Below are 19,348 nucleotides of genomic sequence, written 5' to 3' on the forward strand. Positions count from 1 at the left end.
AGCAAGCCGCCTGACATCAACAACCATCAACCCGGCTCCGCTACGCTGCGCCGGGTGCTGCCGCCTGCCCACTCACTGATCGATTTTCGGGTCAGTCCTGCCGGACATTCGACCGGCGGGACCGACAGAGCTTCACTGCTGGGCGGCGAGATGCCGCTCGCTGCGGGGCGACACGCTGAACCTGTGGCGGGATGACCGCCTGGGCTTGGTGGGTCAGCGCACCACCGGACAGGACGCCCCGTCGACCAGGGGGGAGGTTGGCGCAGGCGGCGGTGCTTTCGGCGGGACCGGGGCCGATGATGATCAGGCGATGGAGGTCGGGGACGGGAGGCTCCCGCTCGGAGGGAACGCCCGCCGGAGGTGACCGGCGGGCGTGCGGCGGGTGGGTCAGGCGGCGGTGGGCAGCTCGGCGAGGAGCTTCTCGACCCGGGCGCGAATCTCGTCGCGGATCGGCCGCACGGCCTCGACGTCCTTGCCGGCGGGGTCTTCGAGCTTCCAGTCCTCGTAGCGCTTGCCGGGGAAGACGGGGCAGGCGTCGCCGCAGCCCATGGTGACGATGACGTCCGACGACTCCGCCGTCTCGTACTCGAGGAGCTTGGGCGTCTGGTCCGTGATGTCGATGCCGACCTCCCGCATGGCCTCGACGGCGGCAGGGTTGACGGCGTCGGCGGGAGCGGAGCCGGCGGAGCGAACCTCGACGGCGTCACCGGCGAGGTGGCGCAGCCAGCCGGCGGCCATCTGGGATCGGCCGGCGTTGTGGACGCAGACGAACAGGACGCTGGGCTTCTCGCTCATGAGGTGCCTTTCGGGTACGCGGTGGAGGGTGAGGACGGTGGTGGGGTGTGTTGTTGCGGCCGACGACCCGTGTCGGCCCGGTCGTACGGCCGGTTGCTCGGGTCGTCACGATGGTCGGCGCGGTGGACGTACGGTCGAGGTGTCATGGGCGATATCCCGTGGCCGCGTCCTCGCTGGCGGGGATGACGACCTGGTCAGCCGCACGGCCGGCGTCGGGGTAGAGGGCGGCCAGCAGGCCGACGCCGATCGCGAGGCCCGCCACCTGGGCGAGCACGAAGCCCGGCACGGAGGTAGGTGCGATGCCGGCGAAGGTGTCGGTGAAGGTCCGCCCGATAGTGACTGCCGGGTTGGCGAACGAGGTGGATGAGGTGAACCAGTAGGCCGCGCCGATGTAGGCGCCGACGGCGGCGGGCGCGACGGCGGCGCGGCCGGAGCGGGCGAGGGCGAAGACCAGCAGGATGAGGCCGGTGGTGGCGACGACTTCGCCGAGCCAGAGGTGACCCGCGGACCGATCCTTGCCGGCGAAGTCGACGGCGGCCAGATCGAACATGAGGTTCGCCAGCACCGATCCGGCGATCGCGCCGAGGATCTGGGCCGTCACGTAGCCGGCGAGGTCGCGGACGCTCAGCCCGGTGCCGGCGCGGCGGCCGAGGAACCAGTCGGCTGTGGAGACGACCGGGTTGAAGTGGGCACCGGAGAGCGGGCCGAAGATCAGGATCAGTGCGGCGAGGGCGAACGCGGTGGCGATCGAATTCTCCAGCAGTTGGAGACCGACGTCGCCGGGGGAGAGGGTCGTGGCCATGATGCCGGAGCCGACCACGGCGGTGACCAGCAGTGCGGTGCCGGTGAACTCGGCCAGCAGTCGCCGCTGGAGGGGGATGCTCATCAATCTGGTCTCTCCCATGATGGTGCTGTCCTGCCGTGGGGCAGCGACGGTTATCGACTGGTGGGGAAGCGCAGTTCCTCGAGGAGACGACGGACGCGACGCTCGATCTCGTCGCGTATCGACCGGACGCCGGACAGGTCGAGGCCGGCCGGGTCGTCCAGGTCCCAGTTCTCGTACCGCATGCCGGGGAAGACCGGGCAGGCATCGCCGCAGCCCATCGTGATCACCACATCCGCGGCGCGGACGACCTCGTCGGTCCACGGCTTGGGGAACTCCTGCGAGATGTCGATGCCCCGTTCGGCCATTGCCATGATGGCGGCGGGGTTGACCTCGACGCCGGGTTCGCTGCCGCCGGACCAGGCCACGGCCTTCTCGCCGGCGAGGTCGGTGAAGAAGCCCAGGGCCATCTGGGAGCGACCGGCGTTGTGGGTGCAGAGGAACAGCACGACGGGACGGCCGTCGCGGTGGTGACCCTCGACCCGGGCGAGAGCCTGCAGACGCTGTCGGGCGAAGCGCTCCGCCAGCAGCGGAAGGTAGTTGGAGATGCTGGCGGCGGTGGCGAACTGGTCGTGGCTCGAGTGCAGGAACCGCTCGATCGTCTCGGTGCCGTAGACGCCACGGAACTCTTCGGCGAGTCGGATCGCGGCGGTGTGCAGCGCGAGTTGCTGGTCGAGGGCGATCTCCTGGTGAACCTCGGGACTGACGTCGGTCATCGGGTGCCTCTCAAGCTGGTCGTGGGCGCCAGGCGGTCGACCCGGTCGGCGAGATCGGCGTAGGCGGCTTCGAACGCCGCGTCGGAACCGACCCGGACCGGGTCCGGCACGGACCAGTGCAGCCGCGGCCGTACCGGTCCGGTGAGTTCCTCGTGGGCGTTGTCGCAGACGGCGATGACCAGATCGCCGGCGCGGACCACGTCGTCGACGTGCGCGGTGGCGGCCGCATCGAGGTGGAGATCATGGCGGTGCGCGACGGCGAGCGCGCGGGGGTGGACCCGTGCGGCCGGCTTCGTGCCCGCCGACGCGGAGTCGCCGTTGGTGCGTCGCCTCCACAACGCCGCAGCCAGCTGCGACCGTGCCGAGTTGTGCGTGCAGACGAAGACCACCCGGCCCACCTCCGCCAGCGACGGAGGAGTGAGCGCGGACAACGCTTCCGGCCGAAGCCGCAGGTAGGTGCGTCGCCGGTCGCCCTCCGACCGGCTGCGTACGACGAGGCCGGCCTCGGCGAGCACCTTGACGTGGTGGGCGACCAAATTGGTCGGCATGTCGAGGTTGTGTGCGATCTCTCCGGGCGAGGCGTCGCCCAGGGTGAGCGCGTCCACGATCGCCAAGCGGGCCGGGTCGCCCAGTGCGGCGTGGACGCGCGCCCGCTCAGCCAGTGAAGATTCAACGTCCATTGACTCAACTATCGCTGAGTAATCCGACAGATGTCAAGCGGTGCCGGGGAGACGTGCCGGCGGAAGCGTGTCAACGACTCTCGGTCGGTCTTGCCCGCCTCAGCAGCAGGTCGCGAGGTAGGACTGCAGCTCCGCCAGTGCCGCGAGGGCGCCCTGCCGGTCGGCGCGGTAGTAAACCGTCTTGCCGTCGCGCCGTGAGGTCACCACCCGTCCGCGCCGCAGCAGCATCAGTTGCTGTGAGGCTGTGGCCTGGCTGATTCCGACGCGTTCGGCCACCTCGCCAACGGACAGCTCGGAGCCCTGGGCGAACAGCAGCATGATCCGCTGACGCGTCGGGCTCCCCAGGGCCTTGAGGAAATCCTGCGTCTGCGGTGCCAGGCCGGCGGGCGCATCCGTAACGCCGGTGGTCGAGGATGCCGCCGTCGACCGTCCGGACGCTGCCTGATTCATGCTGCCCACCTTCCCCTACCTTCATCATATTGTCATTCAACAAAATGACGATATGATCGTGGCGTGACCACCCCAACCGAACCCGTGATCATCGTGGGCGGCGGTCAATCCGGCCTCGCCGCCGCCCGTGCCGCCCAGCACGCCGGCCTTCGCCCCCTGGTTCTGACTGCCGGCGTCGAGCCGGTCGGATCCTGGCCCGATTACTACGACAACCTCACCCTGTTCTCCCCGGCCCGATACAGTTCGCTGCCCGGCCTGCTCTTTGGCGGGGGAGAGCCGGACCGGTATCCGGCCCGCGACGAGGTCGTCGCCTACCTGCGCCGCTACGCGGACGGCCTGGACGCCGAGATCCGCACCGGTGTACGCGTCACCGCGGTCGAGGTGAGGTCTGGCGGCGGTTACCTCGTCCGTACCGCCACCGGCGAGGAGATGTCAGCCGCCGGGATCGTGGCGGCTAGCGGTTCCTTCGGCAACCCGTACCGGCCCCGCCTTCCTGGGCAGGCCGACTATGCGGGCGATCTGCGGCACGTCGCCCGGTACCGGCGGCCCGACCCCTACACGGGCAAGCGAGTCGTCGTTGTCGGCGCGGGCAACTCGGCCGTGCAGGTCGCCTACGAACTCGCGGCCCGTGCCCGGGTCACCCTGGCCACCCGGGCGCCCGTCCAGTTCATGCCGCAGCGCATCCGCGGCCGGGACTTGCACTACTGGCTGCGTGTCACCGGCACCGACCGGCTGCCCGCCGCGGTGCTCACCCGCCTGATCCGGCACGCCGCCGTGCTCGATACCGGCGTCTACCGCGACGCCCTCGCCTCGGGCCTGGTGGAACGCCGGGAGATGTTCACCGCCTTCACGTCCGAGGGCGTGCTCTGGAGCGACGGCACGTCCGAACCGGTCGACGCCGTCATCTTCGCCACCGGTTACCGGCCCGACGTCGCCTACCTGGCCCCGCTGGAAACCCTGGACCGCGGTGTTCCGCGACAGGTCGGCGGGATCTCCACCACGCATCCTGGGCTTGTCTACCTCGGGCTGGAGTTTCAGCGCACGTTCTCGTCGAACACCCTGCGTGGTGTCGGCCGCGACGCCGCGCACGTCGTGGCCACCCTCGCCGCACAGGTGCAGGGGTTCGGGCGGCGGGGACCAGGAGGGGTGGGGAGGGTCACGCGGCGCTCGGCGGCGGGTACGGGCGAATGACCGAGCGGGAAGCTGCCGCCTCCGGTGGTGGGATGGGTGCCGTGGACCCCGATTCTGTTCCGCCGCAGGCTCGGTGACCCTCGGGAGAGGATGTCCCGGTAAGTGGTCAGGCTGTTGCCGCCGACTCGACGTTCAACAATGCCGCCAACTGGCGCAGGATGCCTGGCCGAGCCCGGTAGTAGACCCACGTGCCGCGACGTTCGGAATCCACCAGGCCCGCCTCGCGCAACGTCTTGAGGTGATGCGAGATCGTCGGGCCGGTGAGGTCGAAGGCCGGGGTGAGATCGCAGACGCACGCCTCGCCGCCGTCGGCCGAGGCGATCATCGACATCAGCTGGAGCCGCACGGGGTCACCGAGAGCCTTGAACGCCGGCGCGAGGACGGTAGCTGTCTCCGCCGGCACCCGGCTCTTCGCCAGCGGTGGGCAGCAGGGGGTCTCGGCGTTCAGGTCGATCACGGTGAGCGGCGCGGCTTGATTCGACATTCCTCTAGGTTGACAGCTCTCTAAGCAGCGTGCAAGTCTCTGATTAGACGAGCGTCGAGACAGCTGCTTGCGGGAGGGGGGCCGGCATGTCCGGCAAGGCCCAACGGTCCATCACGCCGCCCGCTAGACTTCCATCGTCAATCGGCGATAAACGATAGAAGGAGATGATGGTGGCCGATCTGCTCGACCGGACGACCGCGCGGACGTACGCGTCCTGGTTCCGGGCCCTCGCCGACCCGACCCGGGTGCAGATTGTCGAGTACCTCGCCCGGCAGGCCAGGCCGATGAGCGTGGGGGAGATCGTTGCCGCCGTCGGGCTGGCCCAGTCCACCATCTCCCAACATCTGAAGATCCTGACCGAGGTGCGGTTCGTGCTCGTCGAACCCGTCGGCACCGCCCGCCTCTACCGCGTCAACGACGCCTGCGTCAGCTGCTTCCCCTCCGCCGCCGACGTCGTCATGGGCCGTCCGGCCCCCACCCTGATCGGAGTCTGCTGATGGCCGGCATCACCATCCGTCCGATGGACGCGGACGACGCGGGCCGTGTCCTCGCGATCTACCAGGCTGGCCTCGACGGCGGAAACGCCAGCTTCGAGACCACCGCCCCCACCTGGGCGGAATTCGATGAGGCCAAGCTGCCTGACCACCGACTCGTGGCCGTCGATGCGGACGGCGCCGTGGTGGGGTGGGTGGCGGTCTCGCCGACGTCGAGCCGGGCGGTCTACGCCGGGGTGGTGGAGCACTCCGTCTACGTCGACCCGGCCGCCCAGGGGCGCGGCGTGGCGCGGTTGCTGCTGGACACACTGATCGCCTCCACCCAGTCCGCCGGCATCTGGACCATCCAGTCCGGCGTCTTCCCGGAGAACGCCGCCAGCCTCACCCTGCATGAGCGGGCCGGTTTCCGTGTGATCGGCATCCGTGAGCGGGTTGGTCGGCACCACGGCCGGTGGCGCGACGTCGTCCTACTCGAGCGCCGCAGCCCGATCATCACCTGAGGCAACTCTGGCGCCGCTTGCCTCAGCACGACCGCGCCCTTCTGATTCGACAGTTATCAACGCAGAGGAGTTTTCGATGAGCGTCCTGGACCAGTTGCCCGTCGTGGTGATCGGCGCGGGCCCGGTGGGGTTGGCCGCCAGCGCCCACCTGCACGAGCGGGGCCTACCCTTCCTAGTCCTGGAGGCCGGTGACAGCGCCGGCGCGGCGGTGCGGCAGTGGGGGCACGTGCGGGTGTTCTCCCCGTGGCGGTACAACATCGACCCGGCCGCGCGCCGGCTGCTCGACGACGCCGGCTGGGTCGCCCCGGCCGAGGACGCGCTACCGACCGGCGGGGACCTGGTCGCCGCTTACCTCCAGCCCCTCGCGGAACTGCCACAGCTCAAGCCCCACCTGCGCTACGGCGCCCGCGTGGAGGCGATCAGCCGCCTCGGCCTCGACCGGCTGCGCACCGCAGGCCGAGAGCAGGCCCCGTTCCTGATCCGACTCGCCGACGGCGACGAACTGCTCGCCCGGGCCGTCATCGACGCATCCGGCACCTGGGGCACCCCCAACGTCCTCGGCGCCTCCGGCCTGCCGGCCAGTGGCGAAGAGACGGCCGGCGCATACCTGGAGCACGCCCTGCCGGACGTGCTCGGTGTGGACCGGGACCGCTTCGCCGGCCGGCACACCCTCGTCGTCGGCGCCGGCCACTCCGCCGCCAACACCCTGCTCTCGTTGGCCGAGCTGGCCGCCACGGAGTCGGGCACCGAGGTGACCTGGGCGATCCGCTCAGCCAGTCCGGCCCGTACCTACGGCGGCGGAGACGCCGACGCGCTGCCCGCCCGCGGCGCGCTCGGCTCCCGCCTACGCGAACACGTCGAAGCCGGTCGCATCCGACTGCTCACCGGCTTCTCCGTGCACGCGCTCACCCCGGCCGACGACCGGGTCGCCGTGGTCGTCCGGCACGCCGACGGCGACGAGGAATCGGTCGTGGTGGACCGGATCGTCGCCGCTACCGGCTTCCGCCCCGACCATGCGATCACGGCCGAGCTGCGCCTGGACCTCGACCCGGTCATGGGCGCCACCCGGGCGCTCGCCCCACTGATCGACCCGAACGAGCACTCCTGTGGCACCGTGCCGCCGCACGGCGTCGACGAGCTCGCACACCCCGAGGTCGGCTACTACGCCGTCGGCATGAAGAGCTACGGCCGCGCGTCGACGTTCCTCATGGCCACCGGCTACGAGCAGGCTCGCTCCGTTGTCGCCGCCCTCGCCGGGGACTGGGCCGCCGCCCGCGACGTCGAGCTCGACCTGCCCGAAACCGGGGTCTGCAACAGCAACCCCGCCGACTCCACCGGCAGCGACAGCTGCTGCGGCCCCGCGCCCGCCGCCGAAGCCTCCGGCCGCGGCCTCGCCACCGGCATCTCCGGCGGCCTGCTGTCCGCGCCGCTGAACCTCGTCAGCACCACCACCGCCCCCACCGACGGGCAGGCCGGCGGCTGCTGCGCCAGCCGATGACCAGCAACGTGAACACGGTGCCCGCCGACCCCACGGTCGGCGGGCACCACCATCACGGCACGCGCGTCGTCGCTGCCCTCGCCATCACCTCGACCGTTGGCTACGGCACCCTCTACTGCGCCTACGCGTTCTCCTGGCTCCGATAACCGCCAGCCTCGGCGCCTCCACCACCGCCGTCACCGGAGCGCTCATCGCCAGCGTCCTCGCCGGAGCCCTCATGGCCCTCCCCGTCGGACGATGGCTCGATCACCGCCACCGCTCTGGTCGTCGCCTGGCCCCAGATCCACGCCACCTGGCAGGGGCATCGACGGCCGAGCGGGAACCCTATCTCCTGGACCGGCGAGCGGTGGCCCGGCGCCCATCGGTGCGCCGCCGCCGCTGACCTCGACGCGCACGGGGCCACGCTCGGATTCGACCTGGCGACGCGGGGTCCGCAACGCCGCTCCGGGAGCGGCGTAGTCACGTGGAGAACGTCTGCGGGGCCGAGCGGCATCAACGTCCGTCGTCCCGTGCCGCTCGCGAGTACACCGCTCCGATCACCGGCCGGGACCAATTGAGCTCGTCGTTGTCGTGGTGGCGCTCCGCGACCAACTGCAGCAGGCGGGTCCAGACCTGGGCCTGACGCCATTGCGCGAACCGCCGGTAGACGGTCGGCCAGGACACTCCGAAGCTCTCGGGGATCTGCCGCCACGCGCGGTCGGTGCGGGCGACGTACACGATCGCCGCCAGCACCTGTCGGTCGTCCGCGCGGCGCCGGCCGCCACCCTGCGGCCGGCGTACGACCGTGACCGGCACGATCTGGCGGAACAGCTCCCACAGGGCATCCGGTACGAGATGGTGGACGAGATCCGGTCTGGTCTGCCTGAGCGAATTCATGCTGTCCTGGCCCGTTGAGTGACGACGATGCAACAGAGGACGACGGCCGCGGTCAGCGGCACCATGGCACTGAGGTGCTCGCCCAGCAGCAGGACCGCCCACACCAGGGTCAGCAGCGGCTGGGCGAGTTGGAGCTGGCTCGCGCGCGCTACCCCGATGAGGCCCATGCCGCGATACCAGACCACGAACCCGCCGAACTGAGAGATGGCCGCGATGTACGCCATGCCGCCGATGGCCTCGGCCGTCAGGCGCACCGGTTCCTGCGGAAGCGCGACCGCGCACACGGCGAGGCTGACCGGTGCCGCGAGGACGACGCCCCACGCGATGACCTGCCAGCCGGGCATGTGCGCGGAGAGCCGCCCGCCTTCGGCGTAGCCGGCGGCGCAGACCAGCAACGCGCCGAACAGGTAGAGGTCGGCGATCGTGGGCCGGCCGTGGTTCTGCGAGATGGTGAACGCGATGACGGTGGCAGCGCCGATCGACGCCGCCGCCCAGAACAGCTTCGACGGGCGGCGCCCGGTGCGCAGCGCGGAGATCGTCGCGGTGGCCATGGGCAGCGCCCCGATGACAACGGCGGAGTGGGCCGTGGTCGAGGTCTGCAGAGCGAACGTGGTGAGCAGCGGAAAGCCGATCACGCAGCCGGCTGCCACCACGGCGAGGGCTGGCCAGTCGCTGGTGGCCGGCAACGGCGCGCGGGTGGCGAGGAGAGCGGTGAGCGCGATGACCGCGGCGAGGACACCGCGAACTCCGGTGGCGCTCCACGGCCCGAACCCGTCGAGCGCCCAGTGTGTCGCCGGGAAGCTGAACGAGAAGCTCAGCACGCCGAGCGCGGCGAACACCGTCCCGCTCGCGAGTGGTGATATCCGGACCAGGGTGATAGCGCTATTCTCCGTACTCATGTCAAACAGTAGCAGTTCCCGCCTCCTGGCGGAGTCCATCGCCCAGGAGATAGCGCTACTGCCGGAAGGCGCTCGCATCGCGACCCACCGTGAGCTGGTGCGGCGCTTCGCCGCGAGCGGCACCACCGTCTCCGCGGCGCTGGCGCTGCTCGCCCAGCGTGGACTCATCGCAGCCCGCCCCGGCGCCGGGACGTACCGCACGGCGGCCCGCCCGGTAGCACCCACCGGGGACACGTCCTGGCAGGAGGCGGCCCTCGACCCGGCGGGGACGGAAGGAGCGCTCGGCGCCCTGCGCGACTTCCAGGCGCCTGCGCTGCTGCAGACACTGTCGACGTCCGGGCCGGACATCGTCGACCTCAACGGTGGCTACCTCCATCCCGGGCTACAGCCGCTGGGCGCCCTGGCCACCGCGATGTCGCGCGCGGCCAGACGCACCCAGGCGTGGGACCGCCCGCCCGCCGGCGGGCTGCCCGAGCTGCGCGACTGGTTCGCCGCCGACATCGGTGGCGGCCTCGGACGTCATGACATCCTGGTGTGCGCGGCGGGGCAGAGTGCGCTGGCCATCGCGCTGCGCGCGCTCGCCCAGCCGGGAGATCCGGTCCTGCTGGAGTCGCCGACCTATCCGGGCGCCATTGCGGCCGCCCGTGCGGCGGGCCTGCGGCCGGTGCCGGTCCCCATGGACGCCGACGGTCTGCGTTCGGATCATCTCGACCGGGCCCTCGCGCGCACCCGGGCGCGCGTCATCATCGTCCAGCCGCTGTTCCAGAACCCCACCGGGGCGAGCGTCTCGGTGGCCCGGCAGGAGGAGATCCGGGCCATCGCCCGCCGCCACGGCGCCTTCGTCATCGAGGACGACTTCGCCCGGCACATGGCGCATGCCGACGCCTCCGCCGCGCCGCCGCCGATGGTCGCCGACGACCCGGACGGCACGATCGTCCACATCCGATCGCTGACCAAGGTGACCTCGCCGAACCTGCGGGTCGCCGCGATCGCGGCCCGCGGCCCCGTCCTGGCCCGACTTCGGTCCGCGCACGTCATCGACCAGCTGTTCGTGCCCGCCCCGCTGCAGCTGACCGCGCTGGAGGTGGTGACCGCCCCCGGCTGGAGGCGGGCCCTCACAGCGCTCAGCGTCGCCCTGGCGCACCGTCGCGAGGTGGCCACCGAAGCCGTCCTGGCGGCCTTCGGCGACCACTCGCTCGCCCGTCGCCCCCGCGGCGGTTACCACCTGTGGGTGTCGCTGCCGGCGCACCTCGACGAGCATCAACTGGTCCCCGCCGCTCTCGCCACGGGCGTCGCCATCACACCCGGCACGAACTTCTCCGCCACCGGCAACAGCCTCCGACATGTCCGGCTCAGCTACGTCGCGGCACCGTCGGCCTCCGGCGTCGACGACGCCATCCGCCGGCTCGCACCGCTGCTCATCGAGCACTGACGCCCAGCCGCTCGGCGATGGCCTCCGCGAAGCGCGTCGGCCCGTGGTCGGTGAACGGCAGGTTCAGCGACGGCTCGCACAGCTCAAGCTCCAACACGATGGGCGCGCCGTCGGAGCCGCGGATCACATCGACCCGGGCGTAGACCAGCGGACGGTCCAGCCCGAGCTGCGCGCCGGCCGCAGCCAGCGCCGCCGAGGCCACGGCGCGTTCATCGTCCTCGGCCGTCCGGGGCGTGCGGCTGTCGAACGTGGGGACGTTGACCGTGCCGTCCGGCATGAGCATCGGGCTCTTGCGGATGGCATGGCTGTAGACCCCGCCGAAATAGATCAGGTCCGTCTCACCGTCACGGTCGACCGATTCGAGGTACGGCTGGAGCAGCGCGACCAGGCCCTCGGAGTGCAGCCGTGCGACGTGGGCGGCCGCGTCGGCCGCGCGGGAGCGGGAGAAACGCTGGACATCCTTCGAGTAGGCACCCACCGTGGGCTTGACGACGAACTCCGCGGCCTCGGAATGACCGTCGAGGAACTGCCGTACCGCCGCCGACGGGTCACCACCCGGCCGGACGAACGTGCTCGGTACCACCGGCACGCCGCGGGCGGCGAGATCGGCCATGTACAGCTTGTTGAGGCTCCACCGCACCACCGGCAGCGGGTTGTGGAGATCCGTCACCGCCGCGACGCGCTCACACCAGGCGAGGAAGGCGGGCAGGCGGTCCACGTATGACCACGGGGATCGCAGCAGCACCGCGTCGAACCCCGACCAGTCGACGGCCGGATCCTCCCAGTCACACACCTCCGCGACGAGCCCGGCGGCCCGGCAGGCGTCAAGCAGCAGAGCCATGTCGTAGTCGATCGGAAGGCTGACCTCATCGGTGACCAGAGCGAGTCTGCTCATTGTCGGAAACCCCTTCACCATGGGAGTGATTCGCCGAGGTGCAGATAGCTGCCGCTCGGCCCGTCGGCGCCGATCAGGGCCATCTCGACGCTCGTCTTCGCGCCGACGGCGACCTCCAGGTCGCCCGCGCCGTCGTTCAGGTCCGTCTTGGTGTAGCCCGGATGCACCGAGTTGACCTTGATCGGCGTGTCGCGCAGCTCGTAGGCCAGGTGCACCGTCCAGGAGTTCACCGCGCTCTTCGAGGCGCTGTAGGCGGGCAGCGACTTGAAGGCGTCGCTGTACACGTATGAGGTCGGGTCGCTCTGCTTGGACAGCGACCCCAACAGACTGGAGACGTTGACGATGCGGCCCGCCGTGGATCGACGGATGAGCGGCAGGAAAGCCATCGTGACCTCGACGACCCCGAACAGGTTGGTGTCGAAGGTCTGGCGCCACTGCTCCATGGGCTGCTCGGAGGGCCGCTTGCCGTACTCCTCGACGCGGATGCCCGCGTTGTTGACCAGGATGTCCAGCCGGCCGTACGTCTCGCCGACCAGGTCGGCGGCCGCGGCGATGGTGTCCGGCGCGGTGACGTCCAGCACGAGCGGCGCGACGTCGAGGCCCAAGCTTCGCAGGCTCGCCGTGGCTTCCGTCACCGCCTCCCGGCGGCGGCCGGCGACCAGGGTGTGGACGCCGTTCTCGGCCAGCTGCCGGGCGATCTCGTGACCGATGCCGCGGTTGGCCCCGGTGACGAGCGCTATCTTCGAGGGAATCGGGGACAAGGCTTACTCCTCACTACCAGATCAGTGACAGGAACTTGGCGATCGGTGGGCCGATGCGGGCGACGTCCACCAGGAAAGCGTCATGCCCCTCGTCGGACTCCAGCGCCCTGAACTGGACCTCCGTGCCGCCCGTGCGGAGGCCGTCCGCGATCTGGCGTTGTTGGTGCAGCGGGAACAGCGTGTCGGTCTCCACCCCGATCACCAGTGCGGCCTCCAGGCTCAGCCGCGCCAGCGCCGCGTCCGGGGTGCCACCGCATGATTCGCCGAGGTCGAACAGGTCGATGCACCTGCTGAGGTAGAGGTAACTGTTGGGATCGAAGCGGTGTGCGAAGCGGTCCGCGTGTGCCTGGAGATAGCCCTCGACCCGGAATTCGGGGTCGAAGGGGCGGTTCTCCGTCCGGCGTCTCCCGGTGAGCCGGGCACGGCCGAAGCGTTGATCCCACTCCCGGGCCGAGCGGTAGGTCATCATGCCGAGCTTGCGTGCGAGGCGCATCCCGGACCGCGGGTAGTGCAGGGCGTCATCGCGGTAGCGCCCGTGCGACCACCGGGGGTCGGAGCGAATCGCCTCGCGCTGCAGTGAGCGGACGGCGATCGCGTAGGGCAGTGCGTGCACCGCCCCGGAGATGTTGATGAGGTTGCGCGCCAGGCCGGGATGGCGAACCAGGAGCGAGAGCGCGCTCATCCCGCCCATGGACGCCCCCACGACGCAGGCGAGAGTGTCGACCTCCAGAGCCCGCACCAGAACCGCGGCCGCGTCGGCGATGTCCTCGATGGACAGCTGCGGAAACGTCATCCCGTACGGCTCACCGGTGGCGGGGTCGACGGAGGCCGGTCCGGTGGAACCCTTGCAGCTGCCCAGGGCGTTCACGCAGATCACGTACCACCTGTCCGTGTCGATCGGCCGACCCGGCCCCACCATGTGCTCCCACCAGCCGGGAGTGGGGTCCTCATCGTGCGCGGTGACGTGCGCGTCGGGGGACATGCCGGTGAGGACCAGCACGACGTTGTCGCGCGCCTCGTTCACGCGCCCCACGGCCTCGTACGCGACCCGCGCTCCGTCGAGCACGCCGCCGCGCTTCATGGTGAAGCCGTCGGGCAGTGTGATGAAGCGCGTGGCCGGCGGAATGAACTCCCTCATCCGCGGTCCCGATCAGGCGGTGCCGGAGCCGGCGTCCTGGGCGGCGAGCCACTCGTCATCCGACTCCTCGTTCATGCCGTCGAACAGGAAGGTGGACAGGTAGCGCTCACCGGTGTCGGGAAGCATCGCGAGCAGCACCGAACCCTCCGGCGCCGTCTGCGCGGTCCGCAGCGCCGTGGCCAGGGTCGCGCCGGCCGATATGCCGACGAAGATGCCCTCCTCGGCGGCGAGGCGGCGTGCGGTGTCGCGCGCCACGACCTCGTCCATCGTCACGAGTTCGTCGATGACGGTCTGGTCGAGGACGCTGGGCACGAAGTTGGGGGCCAGACCCTGGATCTGGTGCACGTTCCATTCCTTGCCGGCCAGGACGGCGGCGTTCTCGGGCTCCAGGACGACGACGCGTACGTCGGGGCGCGCCAGCTTCAGCATCTGGCCGACGCCGGTCAGCGTGCCGGTGGTGCCGAAGCCGGTGACGAAGTAGTCCAGGCGTTTGCCCGCGAAGTCGCCGAGGATCTCGGCAGCGGTGGTCTCCCGGTGGTATGCCGGATTGGCCGGGTTGTCGAACTGCCGGGCCCGGAACCAGCCGTGTTTCTCGGCCAGTTCGTCGGCGATCTGGTTGCCGCCGCTGCTGCCGAGTGCGCCGGGGAAGAGGATCACCTTCCCGCCGTACGCGCGGATGAGCTTGCGCCGCTCCCTGGAGTAGGTGTCGCCCATGACCGCCACGAACCGGTAGCCGCGGGCGGCGGCCACCATCGCGAAGGCGATGCCGACGTTACCCGAGGTGCATTCCACGATCGTGTCGCCGGGCTTGAGCAGGCCCTTGGCCTCGGCGTTGAGGATCACGCCCAGGGCGAGGCGGTCTTTGACCGAACCTCCGGGGTTGAACGACTCGACCTTCACATACACCGTGGTGTGCGCCGGGGCCATCCGGTGGAGCCGGACGATCGGGGTGCGGCCGATCGTGTCGAGGATGCTGTCATAGAGGGGCATTGCGCGAACCGTCCTTCGACGTCAGGCCGCGGCGAACGCGGGGGAGACCATGTCAAGGATCACGGCGAGGGCCTGCTCGATCTGCTTCTCGTCCGCCGGGGCGTTGAACTCGGCCAGCTCCACGCCGATCAGCCGTTGCCTCGGGATGGCGTCGAAGATCGCCCGGATCTGCGCGGGCAGCAGGCCGTCGGCCACCGTGTAGTCCGCCGGGACCGCGCCCGGGTCCATGACGTCCCAGTCGATGTGGACCCATACCGGTGCCTCACCGACGGCGGCCAGGACGTTCTCCGCCGTCGTCTGGTCGGGAGGGAGGACACGTACCCCAGCGGTGTCGATGAGCTTCCGCTCGTCCGGGTCGACGTCGCGGGTGCCGACCAGGATCGCCTGCTCGGGCTTCAGCCCGGCGCCGTGGCCGCTGTCCCACAGGCCACAGGCGCCGGACAACACCATGCCGCCGAGGTAGCCGGTCCCCGTCGTGTCCGGGGTGTTGAAGTCGCCGTGCGCGTCGATGTAGAGCACGACGGCGTCCGGAAACCGTCGGGCGACGACGGGCAGCGTGGCGAGGCTGACGGAGCACGTGTTGTTCAGCAGCACCGGGAGGTTCCCGCGGTCGAGGCTCGTGGTGACCGCTTCCGCCATCGCATTCAGCGTCTGGCGGGCCTGGGGCAGGCTCTGAGTCCAGTCGTCGTTCACCGCCGGGGCCGGCGTTCCGATGTACTGCGCGGAGAGCCCGTAGCGCTCCGCCAGGGCCCGCCCGGTACGAGCAGCGCCCTCGATCATCCGCGCCGCCCGGTCCGCTACCCGTCCCTGGGAGACGATGAGGTCGATCATCAAGATGCATCCTTTCTGGCTGGGTCATGGTTGTGGCCGCCGGAGACCGAGGCGGTGTCGTGCTGGCCCAACGCGAACGGGCACCGGTCAGCCCGCTCGTCGGCGTCCTCGGCGAGGCTGTACTGAAGCCACTCGAGTGCACCGCTGCCGTAGGAACTCAGGTGCGGCGAGTGGGGAGCGCCGTCGTAGCGGTCGATGCGGCCGCGGATGTTGGCGCGTACCTTGCGGCCGCTGGGCGTGTCACCGGCGAAGACGTCGAACCGCGCACGCGGATTGATGACAATGACGAAGTGGCCGCCGAGATTGCGGCTGCGCCGCTTCCGGTATGCCGGGCTGCTCATGTTGCAGAAGAGGGCCATGCCGTTGAAGCACATCGACCACCCGGGTGAGTCGGGATCCGCCGGCACCTCGTCGGGCCAGGGGGCGGGGTCGAGGTCGTGGAGGTCGGTGAGGATTCGCCAGCCGAAGGCGTGGTAGTCCTCGACGGTGCGGGCCCGCACCGCATCGGCCGCGAACGCCACCACCAGGGGGCTCGCGGTGTCGAGGCGACCGTCCCAGCAGGTGGCGAGATCGACGTAGCGCTTGAGCCCTTCGGCAAGGCGTCTGATGCCCTTTTGGTCGGCACTGTCGACGAAGATGAAATTGACGACCCGTTTCCTGAATGCGTTCCTCGAAAAAATGCAGGGGAATGCGGGGTCGTGGAGCCGGGAACTGATATCGTCAAATGCGGCGCGATGCCAACCTCGGGCCTGCTCGGCCACCTGCTCCTGCGTCAAAAGTATTTCTTCCCCGTGAGACATGTCCAATCCGGACGGTCCTTCCCCGTAAATGGTCCCGGCGCACGCCATCCCCACGGACCCGATTCTGCGCATGCGGAATCGCGGCCCGCGGCGAGTCGATCTACGGCCGTCGCAAAGGCGGTGCAGCAAAAGGTTCGAGTGAGGGCGACTGGTGGAGGTCTTGAGGCCGACACCGTCGTCGGTTCGATGCCAGGTCGGCTGGGTTGTCGACCGGGTGCGCGGCACCGCATGCGACACATTCATTGGGCCGCATCCACCGGGGGGCGATTAACCGACACCCGGAGGGCGAGCGATTACAGGACCGTTTCGTCGTTGCCTTCGACAGGAGAAATCCTGGCCCATCTGGCCCGGGCCGTCAACCCGTCTGGGTGCCGCCGGGCATGTTTATTTTGGTGGCCGGTACGCGATGTCCGATTCCTTCAGACATCGGCACCGGTCAGCGCAGCCGATCTTCGAGGCGGACGTTCATCGCGGCCACAAGGGTTATCTCGGCGCAGGGCGGCAACCGGTATGCCAGCGATGGAAGCCTGATGAATCGGGCCCGGCAGTTGCGTGATCACATTGTCGGCGCGGTCAGGTGGGAATCGCCGGTTCGTCAATTACCGGGGTGCAGGACTGTCGGCGAGCAGTTCGCCGACGGCGCCGAGGTCGGCGGATGGCCTCATCGATGCGTGCGGTCCGACGGGGTGCCCACAACGTGGTGCGGGTCCGGGGCGGCGCGCCACCCCGTCTCCGACCCGGCCAGGTGGGGCAGGCCCCGCGTCTTCGCTGCGTGCGGCTGATCGGGTCCGAGGACGTGCCGACACTGACCGTCGTGCGCAGGTGCGGTGGGCTGCGGCGGGTACCCTCGGTTGGTGTTTTCGCCTCAGGGTCCGTCTCTGCGGGAACTCTGCGTCCAGGCGTTCTCTTCGGTCGAGCGCGGCTATGACCTGCTGGCTCCGAAGTTCGACCACACGCCCTTTCGTACGCCGGACAGCTACCTCGGCGCGACCGCCGACGCGCTTGCCGAGCTCGGGCCGTTCGACCGGGGGTTGGACGTGTGCTGCGGCACCGGCGCGGGCCTGGTGGTCCTCAGGTCCGTGTGCCGCGCAGGCATCACGGGCGTGGACTTCAGCGCTGGCATGCTCACGCAGGCGCGCAGCGCCCACCCGGACGCCACGTGGGTTCAGGCCGACGCTCGGGCCCTGCCGTTCAGCGAACACTTCGACCTGGCGGTCAGCTTCGGGGCGCTCGGGCATTTCCTGCCCACCGAGCGGCCGGCGCTCTTCGAGGGGATCTACCGCGCGCTGCGGCGGGGCGGGGTCTTCGCCTTTCCGATCGGTGCGCCGCCGCCGCTGACCTCGACCGCGCACTGGGCCACGCTCGGGTTCGACCTGGCGATGCGGGTCCGCAACGCCGTGTGGCGGCCCCCGTTCGTCATGTACTACCGCACCAGCCCGCTGCCCGCCGTCCGCGACGACCTGACAGCGGCCGGCTTCACCGTGACGACACCCGCCCTGACCGCTCTGGGACAGCGCCGCGACGGCAGCCCACGATGCCGGCTCATCCTCGCGCGCAAGCCGACAGACCCGCACTGAAGATGCCGTACCGCCGGCTGGCCGCTCGGCGACGATGCCGGTTGCTGCGGGCCCTGGCCCCGGGTCGGCCGCCGCGGTGTCCGTCGGCGCCGCCTTCGGCGGCGCCGACGGACGATGGACCCCCGCCAACCTTGACTGTGCGGCGAAAGGGGCTGCCGTGCGTCATCGTGCCCCGGTATTTCACAGGGCACGAGGTCGACCGGGTTTCATCACCTGATACGACCAGTGGGTGACTGGCCGCTCAGCAGGCGCGAGGGATCAGTCCCGGTTGGCGTACCACCACGATCCAGCACCCGCGTTCGCCGTGGTGCCACCCGTGTAGACCTTCCAGCCCGGGTTGTCCGTCGCGCTGGCCTTGAAGCTGCCCATGCTGAACGACGTTCCGGAGCTGTTGAAGATGCCCACGACCTCGATCTGCGTCGTGTTGCGGGGAATGTCGTCCTTCAGGCAGGTTCCCGGGAACACGACATAGGTCGTGATACCCGTGCCCGTGTAGGAGAGGTAGGACGCGTAGTTGCCCTGCGAGCAGAGCTGCACCCGCCCCTGACCCATCGCCGCGGCGGCCGGCCCGCTCGTCGCGGCGAGCGTCGCCGCCGTGAGCATGCCCGCCGCGGCGACACCCGTCGCCACCTTCTTGACTGCCGTGCTGATACCCATTCCAACCTCACTGTTCAAGGTGTTTCGTGACATCGGACGCGTGCCACCGGGGTGGCATCCGTGCCGGCGGACGGCGTGTAACCCCACGCCCCCAGGCTCCACGACGCATACGCCTTCCCTCCGGTTCAAACCGAGAGCTCCGGTCTATGTGGAGACCGGGCGATCCCACGATGACGGAACGGGCCGCCACTGAGGTTGTCGTGGGAGGGCTGCGCAGGCCGTAGCGGCGAACGCGGGTGCCCGCCCCGGGAATCCGGTCGGCACGGGCCGGCAGAGCGCTTCCGGCAGCCCGGGCGCACAATCCAGATACTGGCCCAGCCGCCCGAAGGGTGGCGGGACACGGTGGACATCGCCGGTGGAAGGCAGCCATCGGCGCCTCGGCTCCGACGTCGACACCAGGTCGACCCATTGCCCTACACAGGGCAGCGGAGGGTGGCGCTGCGGCTGCCCGCCCGAAGGCACCGGTCAATTCCGGTGGCGGTCCTGATGGCCGGCGCCCTGCCGGCGCAGGCCCCGGGCTCCACCCGGCAGCCGCACCCGCCGCGGCGACGCAGAACGTCCAGACCAACGCGGCCAACCCGCGTCTGCCCTGGTGGGAGTCGCGTTCGCTGCGTCCGGTCGGTGGGCCGCAGCCGGGCTTGCCCTTTCCGGGTCCCCGCACGCTGCCGTGCTGGTGCCCTTCGTGGGCATGCGGGGCGGGGCCGGACTAGGGCGTGTCTCCTGGATCTTGGGTGCAGATTCGGCTATCCACGTCTGTCGTGAGTGGGCGGTTTGAACTGACCGAGGTCGAGTACGCGCGGA

The 19,348-nt window shown here is 70.3% G+C and carries 23 protein-coding genes; 8 read left to right on the forward strand and 15 right to left on the reverse strand.

The window, feature by feature from the left end:
* The coding region (locus tag ACIBTV_RS30915) for a hypothetical protein (protein ID WP_396710645.1) at window positions 1-195 on the forward strand (195 nt) is incomplete at its 5' end.
* A 192-nt stretch (window positions 196-387) separates the two neighbouring features.
* Here the strand turns inward: ACIBTV_RS30915 and ACIBTV_RS30920 are convergent.
* From ACIBTV_RS30920 to ACIBTV_RS30940, 5 genes are all read right to left on the reverse strand, one after another.
* Window positions 388-795, reverse strand: coding sequence for an arsenate reductase ArsC (locus ACIBTV_RS30920; protein WP_396710647.1), 408 nt, complete (start codon window positions 793-795; stop codon window positions 388-390).
* 142 nt (window positions 796-937) lie between these two features.
* Window positions 938-1,681 carry an aquaporin gene (locus ACIBTV_RS30925; protein WP_396710649.1) on the reverse strand — a complete coding sequence of 248 codons (744 nt, stop codon included), beginning with the start codon at window positions 1,679-1,681 and terminating at the stop codon, window positions 938-940.
* Window positions 1,682-1,731: 50 nt separating this feature from the next.
* Window positions 1,732-2,394 (reverse strand): arsenate reductase ArsC, encoded by a 663-nt coding sequence (locus tag ACIBTV_RS30930; protein ID WP_396710651.1) that lies wholly within the window; start codon window positions 2,392-2,394, stop codon window positions 1,732-1,734.
* A complete protein-coding gene (locus ACIBTV_RS30935) occupies window positions 2,391-3,074 on the reverse strand; it encodes a helix-turn-helix domain-containing protein (RefSeq protein WP_396710653.1) in 684 nt (227 codons plus the stop codon). The genes ACIBTV_RS30930 and ACIBTV_RS30935 overlap by 4 nt, the downstream gene beginning before the upstream one ends.
* A 99-nt stretch (window positions 3,075-3,173) precedes the next feature.
* Complete coding sequence (locus tag ACIBTV_RS30940) at window positions 3,174-3,524, reverse strand: ArsR/SmtB family transcription factor (protein ID WP_396710655.1); 351 nt, start codon at window positions 3,522-3,524, stop codon at window positions 3,174-3,176.
* Window positions 3,525-3,587: 63 nt separating this feature from the next.
* On the opposite strand from ACIBTV_RS30940, the gene ACIBTV_RS30945 reads away from it, so the two are divergent.
* Window positions 3,588-4,715, forward strand: coding sequence for a flavin-containing monooxygenase (locus tag ACIBTV_RS30945; protein WP_396710657.1), 1,128 nt, complete (start codon window positions 3,588-3,590; stop codon window positions 4,713-4,715).
* A gap of 106 nt (window positions 4,716-4,821) precedes the next feature.
* Here ACIBTV_RS30945 and ACIBTV_RS30950 read toward each other — a convergent pair whose 3' ends face one another.
* Window positions 4,822-5,199, reverse strand: coding sequence for an ArsR/SmtB family transcription factor (locus tag ACIBTV_RS30950; RefSeq protein WP_396710659.1), 378 nt, complete (start codon window positions 5,197-5,199; stop codon window positions 4,822-4,824).
* Between the two features lie 167 nt (window positions 5,200-5,366).
* Here ACIBTV_RS30950 and ACIBTV_RS30955 point away from each other — a divergent pair, with 167 nt between their 5' ends.
* From ACIBTV_RS30955 to ACIBTV_RS30970, 4 genes are all read left to right on the forward strand, one after another.
* The gene (locus ACIBTV_RS30955; protein WP_396710685.1) at window positions 5,367-5,696 is read left to right on the forward strand and encodes an ArsR/SmtB family transcription factor; all 330 of its coding nucleotides are present in this window, start codon (window positions 5,367-5,369) and stop codon (window positions 5,694-5,696) included.
* Window positions 5,696-6,193, forward strand: a complete 498-nt coding sequence (locus ACIBTV_RS30960; protein ID WP_396710661.1) for a GNAT family N-acetyltransferase — start codon at window positions 5,696-5,698, stop codon at window positions 6,191-6,193. Before ACIBTV_RS30955 ends, ACIBTV_RS30960 begins: the two co-directional genes overlap by 1 nt.
* Before the next feature lie 76 nt (window positions 6,194-6,269).
* Window positions 6,270-7,691, forward strand: a complete 1,422-nt coding sequence (locus tag ACIBTV_RS30965; RefSeq protein ID WP_396710663.1) for an NAD(P)-binding domain-containing protein — start codon at window positions 6,270-6,272, stop codon at window positions 7,689-7,691.
* Complete coding sequence (locus ACIBTV_RS30970) at window positions 7,688-7,837, forward strand: hypothetical protein (protein WP_396710665.1); 150 nt, start codon at window positions 7,688-7,690, stop codon at window positions 7,835-7,837. The genes ACIBTV_RS30965 and ACIBTV_RS30970 overlap by 4 nt, the downstream gene beginning before the upstream one ends.
* A gap of 346 nt (window positions 7,838-8,183) precedes the next feature.
* On the opposite strand, the gene ACIBTV_RS30975 is transcribed toward ACIBTV_RS30970, so the two are convergent.
* On the reverse strand, window positions 8,184-8,567 hold the full coding sequence (locus ACIBTV_RS30975) for a transposase (protein ID WP_396710666.1): 384 nt from the start codon (window positions 8,565-8,567) through the stop codon (window positions 8,184-8,186).
* Window positions 8,564-9,466, reverse strand: coding sequence for a DMT family transporter (locus tag ACIBTV_RS30980; protein WP_396710668.1), 903 nt, complete (start codon window positions 9,464-9,466; stop codon window positions 8,564-8,566). Before ACIBTV_RS30980 ends, ACIBTV_RS30975 begins: the two co-directional genes overlap by 4 nt.
* Here ACIBTV_RS30980 and ACIBTV_RS30985 point away from each other — a divergent pair.
* Window positions 9,465-10,898, forward strand: a complete 1,434-nt coding sequence (locus ACIBTV_RS30985) for a PLP-dependent aminotransferase family protein (RefSeq protein ID WP_396710670.1) — start codon at window positions 9,465-9,467, stop codon at window positions 10,896-10,898. The genes ACIBTV_RS30980 and ACIBTV_RS30985 overlap by 2 nt on opposite strands.
* Here the strand turns inward: ACIBTV_RS30985 and ACIBTV_RS30990 are convergent.
* Genes ACIBTV_RS30990 through ACIBTV_RS31015 form a run of 6 tightly spaced genes read right to left on the reverse strand, consistent with a single transcriptional unit; the run spans window position 10,885 to window position 16,289 of the window.
* Window positions 10,885-11,793, reverse strand: a complete 909-nt coding sequence (locus tag ACIBTV_RS30990) for a RimK family alpha-L-glutamate ligase (RefSeq protein WP_396710671.1) — start codon at window positions 11,791-11,793, stop codon at window positions 10,885-10,887. The two genes, ACIBTV_RS30985 and ACIBTV_RS30990, sit on opposite strands and share 14 nt — an antisense overlap.
* Window positions 11,794-11,807: 14 nt before the next feature.
* Window positions 11,808-12,554, reverse strand: coding sequence for an SDR family oxidoreductase (locus ACIBTV_RS30995; RefSeq protein WP_396710673.1), 747 nt, complete (start codon window positions 12,552-12,554; stop codon window positions 11,808-11,810).
* A gap of 13 nt (window positions 12,555-12,567) precedes the next feature.
* Window positions 12,568-13,692, reverse strand: coding sequence for a homoserine O-acetyltransferase (locus ACIBTV_RS31000; RefSeq protein ID WP_396710674.1), 1,125 nt, complete (start codon window positions 13,690-13,692; stop codon window positions 12,568-12,570).
* Window positions 13,693-13,704: 12 nt separating this feature from the next.
* A complete protein-coding gene (gene cysK / locus ACIBTV_RS31005; protein WP_396710676.1) occupies window positions 13,705-14,682 on the reverse strand; it encodes a cysteine synthase A in 978 nt (325 codons plus the stop codon).
* Between the two features lie 21 nt (window positions 14,683-14,703).
* Complete coding sequence (locus ACIBTV_RS31010) at window positions 14,704-15,513, reverse strand: arginase family protein (protein WP_396710678.1); 810 nt, start codon at window positions 15,511-15,513, stop codon at window positions 14,704-14,706.
* Entirely contained in the window at window positions 15,513-16,289 is a 777-nt protein-coding gene (locus ACIBTV_RS31015; protein WP_396710679.1) for a YqcI/YcgG family protein, read from the reverse strand. Before ACIBTV_RS31015 ends, ACIBTV_RS31010 begins: the two co-directional genes overlap by 1 nt.
* 878 nt (window positions 16,290-17,167) lie before the next feature.
* Here ACIBTV_RS31015 and ACIBTV_RS31020 point away from each other — a divergent pair.
* Window positions 17,168-17,890, forward strand: coding sequence for a class I SAM-dependent methyltransferase (locus tag ACIBTV_RS31020; protein WP_396710681.1), 723 nt, complete (start codon window positions 17,168-17,170; stop codon window positions 17,888-17,890).
* 258 nt (window positions 17,891-18,148) lie between these two features.
* Here ACIBTV_RS31020 and ACIBTV_RS31025 read toward each other — a convergent pair whose 3' ends face one another.
* Window positions 18,149-18,547 (reverse strand): hypothetical protein, encoded by a 399-nt coding sequence (locus tag ACIBTV_RS31025; protein ID WP_396710683.1) that lies wholly within the window; start codon window positions 18,545-18,547, stop codon window positions 18,149-18,151.
* Window positions 18,548-19,348 lie beyond the last annotated feature (801 nt).

It is taken from the genome of Micromonospora sp. NPDC049366, assembly GCF_044466625.1.
Classification (GTDB): domain Bacteria; phylum Actinomycetota; class Actinomycetes; order Mycobacteriales; family Micromonosporaceae; genus Micromonospora.